The sequence below is a fragment of the Enterobacter cloacae complex sp. P1B genome (assembly GCF_014982345.1).
In the GTDB taxonomy this organism is placed as follows: domain Bacteria; phylum Pseudomonadota; class Gammaproteobacteria; order Enterobacterales; family Enterobacteriaceae; genus Enterobacter; species Enterobacter bugandensis.
This window is the reverse complement of sequence record NZ_JADCLF010000039.1, coordinates 1-324: the sequence shown is the minus strand read 5'-3', so window position 1 is coordinate 324 and position 324 is coordinate 1. Positions and strand designations below refer to the sequence as shown.

General features: G+C 35.2%; 1 protein-coding gene. It reads left to right on the top strand.

Annotated features, from left to right (window positions below; translation table 11 throughout):
• Nucleotides 1–8: 8 nt before the first annotated feature.
• The coding region (locus INF77_RS23130; protein ID WP_193543115.1) for a hypothetical protein at nt 9–324 on the top strand (316 nt) is incomplete at its 3' end.

Here is a 324-nt window from a genome sequence, read left to right as displayed (position 1 = left end):
GAGGATCTATGCATAAAATTAAGCTTGCAGTGATATTTCTTTTTATTTGCGTTTTTAACACGACTGTATCTGCTAGTAATTCAATGTCTATGAATTATGCTATAGGCAAGAAAAATGGGGCAGAAAATATGCATGGATTGAATATCATGTTTAGACACGATATGAATGATTTCGCACTGGTCGCATCAGGCACTTATATACAGAATACCAGCGGCTCTGGATATTCTTATTTAAAGAATAAATATGCATCTATTATGCCGGGTATAGCATTTAACATTACGCAAGATATAAACTTATATGGGCTTGCTGGTCTTGCTTCTGGCT